We start from the raw sequence: 12,225 nt of genomic DNA on the forward strand, positions 1-12,225 counted from the left end.
CCGCGCGCGTTGGCCTCACCCACCAGCACATGCGCTTCCGCCTGGAACGCCTCCAGCCTCAAGCGCGCAAGACGCTCCCCCGTCTGCTCGTCCTGGTAGCCCGCCGCATAGTCGTAGTACTCCAGTTGAACACCCGACAGCGCCGGCTCAGGCTGCATCTGCGCATCACTGTCCAGACGATTCGATGGCGTCAGGTAGTTGAAGTCGCGCAACGCGACGTTGTTCGGCCGCACACGTCGTATCTGCTGCAGCCGCTGTACCCCTTCCCGGCCCTGGATAGCTCGCGCTTCCTCGCCGTCCGGCAAGTACTGAAGCTGCCCGTACGGCGACGGCTGGTCGGAAAAACGCTGCGTGTCGGACACCACCACCACGTGACGGTCCGTCTCGTGCTCGACCCAGAAGTAGATCCCTTCGTCTTCCAGCAGCCGCTTGACGAAGTTCAGGTCGGTTTCCTGGAATTGCACGCAGTACTCGCGCACGTCATACGCGCCTTCCAGCTCGAGGCGGTAGTCGGTGCGCCCATGTCCCTGAAACACCTGCTCAACGATCTGCGGCACCGTCAGGTTCTGGAAGATCCGGCTGTTCTGGTTCTCTTCCAGAAACGACAGCCAGCTTCCCAGTTCCAGCGTATAGGTGTACTGGCCGCTCAGCTGACCGGTGTCGTAGCCACCGAACACGTAGGTGCTGAAGGTCCGTACCGCCCCGTTGCCCAAATCGATGTCAGCCGACAGTGACGTGCCCAGCAACACGTCCAGGTCCAGATCCGGGTCGCTGCTCAACAGGTCCAGTCGATAGGACGCCTCCCGCGAGACGTGCTCTTGAACCGTCAACGCGAGCGCCACCGCACTCGGGGCCAGCGCATCACTGCGCAGTTCGATCAGACGCACACCGACCCTCCCTCTGATCCGGTATAGATCGACGCATCATGTTCGTGCGATGCCGCCCCGCCTTCGGCCACGACAGCGTCGCCAGACGGCCATGCGTCGGCCGAAGTCGGCTCGTCGTCGAACGCGAGCGACAACTTGTCGGCGGCCGAGAGCCGCACCGTCCGCAGCACACGGCCTTCCGCGCGCGCGGCGAGTACGCCACGCGCCACGGCGGGCATCACGTGCTGTCGCAGCAAGTCTCGCACCGCGCGCCCGTTGGCCGGGTGCTGTGCAACGGCCCGCGCGATCCAGCCGGCGACATCGTCGTCGGCGCGCCAGCCGAGTCCGTTCTGTGCAAGCCGCTCGCCGAACTCATCCAGCGCCTGATGTGCGATGCCCGTCAACGCGTCGAGATCGAGCGGCCGGAACACGACGATCTGGATGCGCGCCAGCAACGCCGGGGAAAAGCGCGCCTGTAGCCGCTCGCGCACCAGCGCCTCGAGTTTCGCCTGCGACACGTGCGGATCGGCCTTGCACGATGCTTCGATCTCCGCATCGCCTAGATTGGTGGTCAACAGGATCAGGCTGTTACGGAAGCTGATCCTCCGCCCCTCTCCGTCCTCCATCCAGCCTTGGTCGAACACCTGATAGAACACTTCATGGATGTCCGGATGCGCGCGATCGAACTCATCGAGCAGCAACACGCTGTATGGCTTCTTGCGAATCGCCTCGGTCAGCCGCCCGCCCTTGCCGTAGCCGACGTAGCCCGGCGGCGCGCCCTTCAGCGTCGACGCCGTATGCGCCTCCTGGAATTCATTCATGTTGAACTGCACGAGATTGCGCTCGCCGCCGAACAGAAGTTCGGCAAGCTTCACCGCCGCCTGGCTTTTCCCCGTACCGGTCGGTCCTGCGAGCAACATCACGCCAAGCGGCCTCTGCGGATCGCCAAGACCGGAGTGCGACACGTGCAGCGCCTGCGCGATCGAGCGCACACCGCCCGCCTGCCCTTGAATGCACGCACCGAGCGAGCGCTCCAGATCGACGATCCGCTGCGCTTCGTCCTGCGCGAGCTGGGCGACCGGTACGCCGGTCCATTCCGCAAGGACCTCGGCGATCACGTGCTCGTCGACCCACGGCCGTACCCAGCGGTCGGCGTCAACGCACGTGACCGATGCCGTCGCGTCGCTATCGTCCGCCGGTGAATCTGGCGCCGCTCGCATTCGCGCAAGCCAGTCGTTCACTTCCTCTCGTTGCGTCTCGACGACACGCTCGAGTGCACTCGCCTGCAACGCAAGACGATCGCGCTGCGTCTCCAGGTCGGCTTCGTCGCCCGGCGTCGGCACGCCCATCCGGCGGTCGTTCGCCCGCCAACTGAGGGTTTGTCCGATCGCCAATGCCTGCTGCGCGAGCCGCTCCAGTGCGGCCGGCGCGCAGTTCTGGCTCATTGCCACCCTCGCGCACGCCGTATCCAGCAGGCTGATCGCCTTGTCCGGCAGTTGCCGCGCCGGCAGGTAGCGACGTGACAGTGCGACAGCGCTGCAAAGCGCCGCATCGACGATGTGTACCCCATGGTGCTCGCCGAAGCGCGGCGCGATCGTGCGCAACATGTCGACAGCTGCTGCGTCGCTCGGCTCCTCGACCGGCACCGCCTGAAAGCGGCGGACAAGCGCTGCGTCCGGCTCGATGTACTGCTTGTATTCGGACCAGGTGGTCGCCGCGACCATGCGTAACTGGCCGCGCGCGAGCATCGGCTTGATGAGGTTTGCGGCGTCGCCCGTGCCGGTCGCACCGCCGGCACCAATGAGTGTATGCGTTTCGTCGCAAAAGAGGATCACGGGGTTCGGTGCAGCCAGCACCGCATCCATCACGGCCTTCAGGCGTTGCTCGAACTCTCCGCGCACGCCTGCGCCGGCCTGGAGCCGCGCAAGATCCAACGCCCATACCTGTGCGCCCAGTAGCCCGGGCGGCACAGCGCCCGCGTGGATCTTCTGCGCAAGCGCCTCGACCACGGCCGTCTTGCCCACGCCGGCCTCACCGACCAGGATCGGGTTGTTCTGGCGACGCCTCGACAGGACGTCGATCACCGTCCGCAGTTCGTCGTCGCGGCCGACAACGGGATCCAGCTCGCCACGCGCAGCCTGGGCAGTCAGGCAGGTTGCCCATTTCGCGAGCGCGTCGTCCGGCACCGGCCCTTCGGTGGACAGGTCGCGATCACCTTGTAAAGGACATTCCACCGCCTCAGGCCAACTCGCGGCCAGCGCCTCGTAGCGCATTGCGATCTCATCGATCGCGGCCGCCGTGATGCCGTGCGCAACCCGCTGCTGGAACCAGCGGCGCGTAAGATCGTCGTCCAGCCACGACAACAGCAAATGGCCCGAGCGAACCTTGCCCGACGGCGCGGCGACCTGGCTCCAGATCACCGCCGAACCGACGCTGCGTTCGAGCGATGCGGAAATGTCCCGCACTGACTCGCCGCCGACGTCGAACGTATCGAGCGCCTTCTCCAACCTGTGCTTCACGTTGTCGACGTCGCTTCCCCACTCGGCTAACAGCTTCGCGAAATCACTCTGCTCACGCTGTAGCAGGCAGAGCGCCCAGTGATCCAGGTCGATGAAGGTGTGCCGCCGCGACCGCCCCAGCGCCGTGGCATCGACAAGAGCCGCATAGGTCGTGCGGCCGAGGCAGTTAAATATACGTTCGCGATTCACGTCTAGTCCCGATCAGATTCGTAGATAGTCAGGGTGCGCAGCGCATGACTCGGCCGACACCACGCATCGACGCCAACCCGCATACTTCCAACTTTCCCCGCGAATTCAGGACGCGTGCGAACCTGAACCTTGATGACAGGGTCAATCCTTCCGTCGACAAAATCCGTCGCGACCGCACTTACCGCCATCGCGGCCGCCGAGCGGTGTTGCCAACGGTGAAACTCATCGGCCTCTATCGGACCGATCACGATTTCCATCGAGTGCTGGACGTCCCAGATGCGCGCGCCGAGCCGCCAAGTGCCGAGCCGCCGGCTACCGCTCGACTCAGGCGGCACCGGAATCCAGCGTCCGTAGCGCGGCACGATTCGGAGCGGCACGCGAAAGTAGCGGGCCATCATCCGCCTCAGGTCGGCGAGCGACCGGCGGGATGCGCAGTACAAGCCCGGAAAGGCACGCCGGCAGGCCTGCACGTCCCGATCCCCGGCGGGCCGGGCGTTGGCATTCGCCAGCGCGGTGACCCGCTCCACAAACGGATTACGCGCGCGTTCGTAACCGAGCACCGGGTGCATCGACGACCAGGCGATGTAATACAGCCACGCCAGGTCACCACAGGCAACGTTGACGAAGCGCTCAAACGCCGCGTTGCGCTCGAAGCGCTTTTCCTGCATCGCATGCTCGGTTACGTGCAGCGGCAGTGGACCATACGGCGCAAACAGGCCGAAATGCCGCTGGACGACGCCGACCTGCAGGTGGTCGCCCGCTTCGACCCGCACGGTCGAGACCTCCGTGCTCGCAAACTGCATTTCGGCCGGCTGTTCGATGCGCAACCACGGCGGGCTGCGCCGCGCTTGCCGCACCGGTCCGCCCCGCTCTCGCTCCAGCATATCGACGCGGCGCATCAGCTCGAAGAAGGTGCGGCGTGGCGTCAGCACCCGCCGGATGCGCTCGAGTCTCACAGCAGGCTCCCTTCGCCGGCGGCCGTGTTCACGTGGGTGCTTATCGTTTCGCCGTCGAGCTGCACGACGACCTCGATGCCGTCGTTGAGCGTCGCCGCCTCGGCGAGGGCTTGCGCCAGCACGCGACCGAACAGCCAGCCGCCGCGGTCTGAGTGTGCCGATGCGGAAATGTCGATCTCGACGCGACTCGCCCGCACCAGCGCGAGCGGCGTCGACCGACCGGCCGCAATGAACCTTGCGCCGAGATGAACCGAACGCAGGCTGTCGATCCTTTGCCGATCGAGCGCGTCGTCGCGATTGGCGGCAAGCAGCAACTGTTCGACGATGCGCGCGGTGACGTTCTGCGCCTTTCCGGCACGCAACGCGAGGGGATTCAGGCCGAGGTAAGACGTCGCATCCCAGCACGCGTCGGCAGTCGGCATGCCGCGTGGCGTGCTGGCAGGCCAAAGGCACTCGATACGCCGCACGGCGACGGGATCGAGCAGGCTCAGCTCGGCGTCGAGAAGCGACGATGGCCGCCAGTCGCGGTCGACCACCAGCGCCTTGCCGGAGATCGACGCGATGTCGTCAAGTTCGACCGTATCGCCGGACGTTGAAACGGCGATCAGGTCGTGGCTTTCGAGCGGATCCAAGCGGTCGCGCCGTGCGCCGTCTGCGGACAGCGCGCTCTCCCTGCGCAAGCTGTAGCGAATCGCCTCGTCGCGCCCCTCGTAGCCGCTCGTCGCCAGCACCGAACGCGCCGCATGCGACTTGCCGTTGCTTTCGCACAGACGCACTTCCGTCAACTCCCACAGATGATGCGCGGCCGGCGACATCCGGTCGACCGGGATCCATTGCTCCGTGAGGTTCGGGTCGTACGGTACCGGGTCGAAGCGCTTCTCGTACAGGTTGATCGCCGGCGTCGCGAACAGACGGAACTGATTCACGTCGACTTCGCCGATGAGCCCGTTTGGTATCTGACGCAGCGCGAAGAACAATTCGAATGAGCGCGCGGACGGATCGACCGCGGCAACAGGCGCGAGCGCATCCATGTAGAGGCCGAGCAGACGAGTTGGCTGCGCGAAGTACTCGCGCAGCAGTCGCAAGCCGGGCAATCCTCCAAGCTCCTGCGGCAGCAGCGCTTCCGCTTCGTCGACGCCGGACAGTCGGACGCCCGACGCCGGTAGCGTCAGCACCTTGTCACCGTGCCCGGTCGGCACCGTGGCATACCAGGCGTTGCTTGATGCGAGCAGCGCCTGATGCAGCGCGTACGCCCGCGGCAGATCGCCAGCGAGGCTCAGGTGCAGTGGTGCGAAGCCGCCATCGTCGCGCCGCAGTTCACCGATCGTTGACACGCCTTCCAGCTCGAATCGAAAGCGCAGCACCGCCTGCGACGACGCAAGCCGCTGTGCGAGCTGCGACGGCAGTCCGTTCAGACTCCGGCTACATTCGACCTGCGCGATGCGCAACGGCAGCAACGTGACGTCTCGAGCCGTGGCGAACGTAACGGGAAGCTTGCGGCCGGGCAAGCGGGCTGAGACCAACGAACCACGCGGCAGGGTGCTGCCCCGGAAGGTTTCCGGCGAAGCGAGATCCGGGTGAAACGCAAAACTCGCAATCGCGGGCGTGGCCGCCATAAACAATGGGCACACACGTCCGAGTGCCTGCTGCGCGAACTCCGCGCATTCACGATCGAGGCGTGACTGCACCCGTGCCGACAGATAGGCAACGCCTTCAAGCAACCGCTCGACGAATGGATCGGTAACCGCGTCCGGATGCAGGCCGAGCGCCGATGCAACCTGCGGGTGCTCCTTCGAAAAACGCGCGCCCGCGTCGCGCAACTGACGCAGTTCATCGTTGTAATGGTCCAGGAAGCTCATGGTCGTTCGCCGTTCATCAATCACCGACCAATCTGAAGAAACCGTTCAGATAGTCAAGCGCGAGGCTCACCCGGATTTCGGCCCCGTCGTAGCGGGCTATCGTCAGGATGTCAAAGTACAACGTATGGGGCGCACGCAGGTCATCGCATTCTCTCGGGCGCACCTGGGTCCGTGCGCTCTCCACACGCGGCTCGAAACGGCGTATCACTTCGCAGATATGCCAGGCTGCCTGCATCGGATCGATCCGCGTGGCACCCGAGGCCTGCAACGGCGGGCAGCCGTAATTCAGCACCGAAGACGCGGCGGGACTGTCGTCCGACACGTTGACTCGCCCGCCGCGCGATGCGCAGTTCATCAATTCAACCAGGTGATGCCCGACGACCTCCTGGAGCGAGTCGCTCCGGAGCCGCCTCGAAAGCCTGTTGTAGAGAGATTGCGCGCTCACATGCGTATTCCTGCGTGTTGCGTCCTGGGCCGCAACACGTCCACGGTTTGCTCGAAAAGAAAACGCGTGCCCGATCAGATCGGCGCGTTCTGCTTGAGGTCGTAGCCAGCCTTGATCACCGCCCCCATCGTGCCGTCGTTGCGCTGCTCCCGGTACTCGAACTCGATCTGTGCAAAGTTGATCTTGATCTCGTCCGTCGGCAACACATTGTCGACCTCTCCGCTACCGTGACCAAGCTGCGCCAACGGCATGTTGCCGAGCGTGCGGAACGACGAGACCAGGCCACTCGCAAACGAAATCGTGAGGAATTCATGCTGCCCCTTGCCCGACTTGCGACAAATCAATTTGGCTTTGGAGATGTGGTCTCCGGTCGCGCACATCAGGAACAGTTTGGGCGAGGCCTTGTTCGATACCATCCGGAACTCGAAGTCCTTCATCTCAACCTTGCCCGCGCCGCCGCCGCTGCCGAAGCCCCATCGGCCCGAATTCTGTTCCGCCCATTGCCAGCTCTGAATCTGGATCAGGCCCGGAAACTGCTGATCGGTCGACTCGCCTTCAACATCGTCGATCTGCAGGAAGTAATCCACCAACGCATTTGCCATTACATGAACTCCTAAACAATATAAGAAATCCAGCTCACTCACCGTGCATACATCCTTGTCGCGCAACAGCATCTGCTACGTTGCCGTCGCACGACATTTCGAAGTCCGTAGTCCGTCGCGCGAACGGGATGCCAGACCGGTTGTCGGCGGTCAGCTTCCCGATTCCTGCCTGGCAGATGGCAGCTTCGAAACCAGCCGGAGGGACACGGTCAATCCCTCCAGTTGGAAATGAGGGCGCAGGAAAAACTGCGCGCGATAGTACCCGGGGTTGTCCGGAATCTCGTCGACGACCACCTCGGCAGCAGACAACGGGCGCTGCGACTTGGTGGTCTCGCTGGAAATCGAGGGATCTCCGTCGACATAATTCATCAGCCAGTCGTTCAACCAGCGCTGAGTGTCCTCGCGCGACTTGAACGAGCCGATCTTGTCGCGAACGATGCATTTCAGATAATGCGCGAACCGGCAGGTGGCGAGGATGTAAGGCAAGCGCGACGACAGGTTGGCGTTCGCCGTCGCGTCACCGTCCTCGTAGGTCGCCGGACGATGTACTGTCTTCGCGCCGATAAACGCGGCGGTGTCGGAATTCTTCCGGTACACGAGCGGCATCAGGCCGGATTCCGACAGCTCGTGCTCTCGACGGTCCGAGATCGCGATTTCCGTCGGGCAATGCAGCTCGACCTCGCTGTACAGAGACGGAAGTGAATATTTCGGCAGCACTTCGACCGCCCCGCCCGACTCGATGCCGCGAATCTTCGTGCACCAGCCGTAAGTCTTGAACGCGCGGGTGATGTTCGCGCCCATTGCATAGGCAGAATTCGCCCAACAGAAATCTTCCGAGCTGTTCGGATCGACCTTCTCCTCGAAACCGAATTCCTCGACAGGTTGCGTCGTCGGCCCGTAAGGCACGCGCGCCAGAAAGCGCGGCATGGTCAGCGCCAGATAGCGCGAATCATTGCTTTCCCTCAGACGACGCCAGAAGGCGTATTCGTTCGATGTGAAGATCTTGGAGACGTCACGGGGGTTCGACAACTCGCTCCAGCTGTCCATCTGCAACAGTCCGGGCGCAGCTGCCGCGATGAACGGCGCGTGTGCAGCCGCCGCGATCTTCGACATCTCGGTCAGGATCGACACGTCCTGCATACTGTGATCGAACTGGTAATCCCCGATGAGACAGCCGAACGGCTCGCCACCGAACTGCCCGTACTCTTGCTCGTAGACCATCTTGAAGATCGGGCTCTGGTCCCACACCACGCCCTTGAAGCGGCGCAGCGTCTTGCCAAGGTCAGACTTCGAGATGTTCAGGTAGCGGATCTTGAGGTTCTCACTGGTGTCGGTATTCGATACCAGGTAGTGCAACCCACGCCATGCTCCTTCAAGCGTCTGGAAACGTTTGTTGTGCAGCACCTTGGTCAGTTGGTCAGAGATCTTCTTGTCCAGTTCAGCGACCAATTGCTCGATCGTCTGTGCGACGTCCTCCCTTACCACGACTCTGCTGCGGCGCGCGTACGCCAACAGCGTTTCGACGGCGCTTTGGACCGCCTCGGCGGCTTCATTTGTCCGGGGCCGAAACGACCGGCGGAGAATATCCTTCAAGTCATCGTCGACCGGCTCTTCGACGACGCGTTCGGCCGACGGCTCAAGCTGGCTGAGCATGCTCATTTCGCCTCCTGGCTCGGCGCCGAATCGCCAGACGGCGCACCGGCGGGTGGTTGCGCGGAAACGGAGGGTTGTTCCTCCGCCCATTCCGGGTTCTTGAGCAGTTCGTGGATCAAATCCTCGGCCGCTACTTTCCCGTCCATGTAGGTCAGCAGTTCCTTCAAGCGATTGCGCGCCTCAAGCAGCGTCGACAACTCCGGAATGCGCTTCACGACTTCGGCCGGCTCAAACGAATCCATTGACATGAAGGCCAGGTCGATCGGGATCAGCGTCCCGTCGTTGGTCAGCACGTTCTCGACGTGATAACTCAGCGAAGGCGCGATCTGGGCCATGCGTTCGTCGAAATTCTCAATGTCGATTTCAGAGAACCGGCGATCCTCGACGGGACCCAGCGGCTCTACGTTGTCGCCGGACAAATCCGCCATCACGCCTGCCACAAACGGCAATTCAACCTTTTTCTGTGACCCGTAGATCTCGACGTCGTATTCGATCTGCACCCGGGGGGCGCGACTCTCACCAATGAACTTCTGCCCATCTTTCTGACGTGCCATGCAATATCCCCAAAACCCAGAACTATTTACCGGCGCCGCCAGGTCGGCCTAGTTGCGCCACAAGAGTCACACCTTCCGCATAAAGCTCCTGCATCAACTCAGAAAAATCGGCGCCGACTATCTTCTTTACGCGCATTAATAAAATTGGTGCGGGATGACTTGGCTCATGAACATGAAAATATTTTATTATTTCATCAATAGCGACATCAACATCAGCGCGGCTCAGTATCGATGAGAAATTTCCACGCCGAATTCCCTCCATGTCATGCGCGACAATATTTAAATCCTCATTGGCATTTTTTCCAGCGGCTCCTCGCAACACCCCAACAACATCGGAAAGCAATGCAATTGAATCAACAAAATCTATTCCGCGAGCAAAATTACTCTCAGCCCAACCATTCGTTTCTTCGAAAAATCCTATAACCTCTTCTATTTCACCACACAACTTCCCTATCGCTTCACCTGACACAAATGGTTCGAATTTTTTTTGACGAACATCGGAAATCGATGCACCGATCTCGGGAAAATTCAGGAAGCTCAGCTTGCGCGTAAACTGAGGAGTAGAAAGCCACGCCACCTGAGCCAAGTAAATCTCCAACTCAAGTTCGTTGGAATGGCTTGACGTCTGGATTTTTCGTTGGAAATCTACCAAAATCCTCGACAAGACCGCCATCCCCAAACGAAAGGTGCGAAATTCCTTGCGCTCCAAACCAGTCCTGATATACCAGATCGCAACCCTTACATCACCTTCTTTGTCCAGAAGTCGAATGCATGCCTTCTCAATCGCCGCCCAACCAGACTCGCGCCCCCCACCGTCATTGGAAGACTCTCCATACGAGTCGAGTTCATGCACCATCGAATCGACAAAAATGAAATCGTCGTCCAGCTCGATTAAACTCATCCCCTCAGAGATACTCATTTATTGCAGGCCCAATCGAGTTCGGATGCCGCAATCGAAGCACCGAAAGATTCACTCCAAATATTTCGATACGATTTACTCAATTTATCCTACCCGATCGCGCGACGCATTTCGCAAGTTGAAATTCCTTTCAAGCAAATCAACTTGCAAACAGCCAGAGGTACACATAGCGGCAATTTCAAAATTTTATTATTTTCGAAATTCCAAACTTAGCACAATACAATTAAAATCATTAGAATTAAAATCACCACGAAAAACCGATTTATTAATACTGCCAGCAGTGGTGAGGCATGTTCAGTACGAGTTTATCGACAACGTTCCCCAAGAGTATTTGATCGAAAAAACCACAAACAAAATTTTTATCACAAAATCTTTAAGGAATGTAAAATTACATCGTCCAGGCATTGCCTGCTCACAACCACCGCGACAATGGGAGACGCGAAGGCATTCAAAGCTGAGCGGGAATTCGCGGCATACACCTGACCCTAGCCCATAAAACTGTTCCACTTTGAAGTGGAAAATTCCGGCATGACGTTGTCATCAAGACCAGGAGGTCACATGCCGTGAAGAAGAGCAAGTTCACCGAGGAACAGATCACCTATGCGCTAAAGTGCAGTTGTCCCCCACGGTCTACCGTTACGAGTCGGTCGCGCGGGATCAAGGCGCGCTGGAGATGCGCATCAAGGAAATCACGGAATCACACACATTACGGCGCGCCCCGCGTGTACGTGATGCTTCGTCGGGAAGGCTGGCGAGACAACCATAAACGCGTCGAACGCGTGTATCGCGAACTGGGCCTTTCATTGCGCCATAAGCGACCTCGTCGAAACAAGTCTGCACGGCGCCGACAGCCGAAGCAGCTAGGGTCTGTTGACAATCTCGGGCAAAGCGTAAGGAATGGCTTGAACGCGAGCAGACACAAAACCTGGAGTATCCTTTGGTGCCGCAATAACAGGATATGCAACTGTGATAACAGTGACCAGCGTTCCTTCTTTTCGATGTCTCTCGCTTGATAGCCCTCGCTGGGCAGAGCTTGAACATGCGTATGGAAAGGCTGAGGACATTCCGGCGCTTTTAGAAAGGCTGGAGGCACTGCCACCGGGGTTGGAGTATGACGAGGAGCCGTGGTTCTCACTCTGGAGTTCATTGGCGCATCAGAACGATGTTTTCTCTGCTTCGTTCGCGGCTGTCCCTCATGTGATACGTGTTTTGTCAGGAGCACCAACGAGCGCCACGTGGCCTTATTTCCAGTTTCCTGCCATTGTCGAGGCCTGGCGTCAGCGGAAGGGCATCGAAGTACCAGAAGACTTGCGTGCCGATTACTTCGGTTCACTAGTGCAACATCCCGCAAATAGATTTAATAATTGTCGGGCTGTAAGTAAGGCTGCAGCAGCATGACAACCACCTCGGCCATTTCGTCGAGCGTACCGATGCCTGGGAGAGGTTCCCAACGTCCGCTATGGCTTCGAAAGGCGGCGCCATAACGATTGCGGCCGAGTTCGGTCAGCCGGGCCACCACGGTGGGTTCCTCGTCGTCCAGACGCTTGATCAGCAGATGACGGCCGTAGGCTTGCGTGATGATCTGCTCATGGCCGAGCAGACTGCGCAGTTGCCGCTGCAGCTCAGCGGCGTAGTGTTTGGCGGGTAAAGCTGGCATGTCGGT

General features: G+C 60.5%; 10 protein-coding genes and 1 pseudogene. 1 reads left to right on the forward strand and 10 read right to left on the reverse strand.

Annotated elements, in window-relative coordinates; translation table 11 throughout:
- From vgrG to HWX36_RS34050, 9 genes are all read right to left on the reverse strand, one after another.
- On the reverse strand, nt 1-887 hold an 887-nt coding region (vgrG, locus tag HWX36_RS34010), incomplete at its 3' end, for a type VI secretion system tip protein VgrG (protein WP_175958139.1).
- A complete protein-coding gene (tssH, locus tag HWX36_RS34015; protein ID WP_175958140.1) occupies nt 878-3,574 on the reverse strand; it encodes a type VI secretion system ATPase TssH in 2,697 nt (898 codons plus the stop codon). The genes vgrG and tssH, both read right to left, overlap by 10 nt.
- 2 nt (nt 3,575-3,576) lie before the next feature.
- Nucleotides 3,577-4,530, reverse strand: a complete 954-nt coding sequence (gene tssG, locus HWX36_RS34020; protein WP_175958141.1) for a type VI secretion system baseplate subunit TssG — start codon at nt 4,528-4,530, stop codon at nt 3,577-3,579.
- Nucleotides 4,527-6,389 (reverse strand): type VI secretion system baseplate subunit TssF, encoded by a 1,863-nt coding sequence (gene tssF, locus HWX36_RS34025; RefSeq protein WP_175958142.1) that lies wholly within the window; start codon nt 6,387-6,389, stop codon nt 4,527-4,529. Before tssF ends, tssG begins: the two co-directional genes overlap by 4 nt.
- A 16-nt stretch (nt 6,390-6,405) precedes the next feature.
- Entirely contained in the window at nt 6,406-6,834 is a 429-nt protein-coding gene (locus HWX36_RS34030) for a GPW/gp25 family protein (protein ID WP_175958143.1), read from the reverse strand.
- Nucleotides 6,835-6,908: 74 nt separating this feature from the next.
- Nucleotides 6,909-7,436, reverse strand: coding sequence for a type VI secretion system tube protein Hcp (locus HWX36_RS34035; protein WP_175958144.1), 528 nt, complete (start codon nt 7,434-7,436; stop codon nt 6,909-6,911).
- Nucleotides 7,437-7,586: 150 nt separating this feature from the next.
- Entirely contained in the window at nt 7,587-9,095 is a 1,509-nt protein-coding gene (tssC, locus tag HWX36_RS34040; protein ID WP_175958145.1) for a type VI secretion system contractile sheath large subunit, read from the reverse strand.
- Entirely contained in the window at nt 9,092-9,643 is a 552-nt protein-coding gene (gene tssB, locus HWX36_RS34045) for a type VI secretion system contractile sheath small subunit (RefSeq protein WP_175958146.1), read from the reverse strand. The genes tssC and tssB overlap by 4 nt, the downstream gene beginning before the upstream one ends.
- A 22-nt stretch (nt 9,644-9,665) precedes the next feature.
- A complete protein-coding gene (locus HWX36_RS34050) occupies nt 9,666-10,562 on the reverse strand; it encodes a type VI secretion system ImpA family N-terminal domain-containing protein (RefSeq protein WP_175958147.1) in 897 nt (298 codons plus the stop codon).
- A gap of 601 nt (nt 10,563-11,163) precedes the next feature.
- Here HWX36_RS34050 and HWX36_RS34055 point away from each other — a divergent pair.
- Nucleotides 11,164-11,422 (forward strand): annotated as a pseudogene (locus HWX36_RS34055) (IS3 family transposase); the annotation flags it as partial.
- 497 nt (nt 11,423-11,919) lie between these two features.
- On the opposite strand, the gene HWX36_RS34060 reads toward HWX36_RS34055, so the two are convergent.
- Nucleotides 11,920-12,219, reverse strand: coding sequence for a hypothetical protein (locus HWX36_RS34060; protein ID WP_175958148.1), 300 nt, complete (start codon nt 12,217-12,219; stop codon nt 11,920-11,922).
- Nucleotides 12,220-12,225 lie beyond the last annotated feature (6 nt).

It is taken from the genome of Burkholderia sp. BCC0405, from assembly GCF_902833075.1.
In the GTDB taxonomy this organism is placed as follows: Bacteria; Pseudomonadota; Gammaproteobacteria; order Burkholderiales; family Burkholderiaceae; genus Burkholderia.

Coding starts and splice junctions, on each gene's coding strand:
- HWX36_RS34050 (WP_175958147.1), bottom strand. CDS start 10,562: ATGAGTATCTCTGAGGGGATGAGTTTAATCGAGCTGGACGACGATTTC.
- tssB (WP_175958146.1), bottom strand. CDS start 9,643: ATGGCACGTCAGAAAGATGGGCAGAAGTTCATTGGTGAGAGTCGCGCC.
- HWX36_RS34035 (WP_175958144.1), bottom strand. CDS start 7,436: ATGGCAAATGCGTTGGTGGATTACTTCCTGCAGATCGACGATGTTGAA.
- tssF (WP_175958142.1), bottom strand. CDS start 6,389: ATGAGCTTCCTGGACCATTACAACGATGAACTGCGTCAGTTGCGCGAC.
- tssC (WP_175958145.1), bottom strand. CDS start 9,095: ATGAGCATGCTCAGCCAGCTTGAGCCGTCGGCCGAACGCGTCGTCGAA.
- HWX36_RS34060 (WP_175958148.1), bottom strand. CDS start 12,219: ATGCCAGCTTTACCCGCCAAACACTACGCCGCTGAGCTGCAGCGGCAA.